This is a genomic window from Mesorhizobium sp. M4B.F.Ca.ET.089.01.1.1 (assembly GCF_004022605.1).
Taxonomy (GTDB): Bacteria; Pseudomonadota; Alphaproteobacteria; order Rhizobiales; family Rhizobiaceae; genus Mesorhizobium; species Mesorhizobium abyssinicae.
In genome coordinates this window covers 1-382 of the sequence record NZ_RZOS01001606.1, presented here as the reverse complement: position 1 = coordinate 382, position 382 = coordinate 1, and the positions used below count along the sequence as shown (strand labels likewise).

At 63.6% G+C, this 382-nt stretch carries 1 protein-coding gene; it reads left to right on the top strand.

Going from position 1 to position 382, the window contains the following annotated elements; all coding sequences use genetic code 11:
- A partial coding sequence (locus EN780_RS38460; protein WP_128276694.1) for a DUF429 domain-containing protein occupies positions 1 to 382 on the top strand: 382 nt, incomplete at both ends.

The window sequence follows — 382 nt, the reverse complement described above, 5'->3', positions numbered from 1 at the left end:
GCAATCCAGTGTGTTCTCGATCCCCTCGCGCGCGGCGCTTTATGCCGAGATCGATGATTTCACCACGCTCGAGGCCTGGTATGAAGCGCATCGCCGCGCCAGCGAAGTCGCCAAGGCGAGTTCGGATCCGCCGCGTGGCGTGTCGATCCAGGCCTTCGGCATATTCTCCAAGATCCGCGAGATCGATTCCCTGCTGATCGCGCGGCCGGACCTGCGCGACCGCGTCTTCGAATCGCATCCCGAGGTCGCCTTCTGCCGGCTGAACGGCGGCAAAGCCATGGCGCTGCCGAAAAAGGTCAAGGGCGCGATCAACCCCGCCGGCATGGAGGAGCGCAAGGCGCTGCTATGCCGGCATGGCTATGAAAAGAGCTTCCTCGACCAG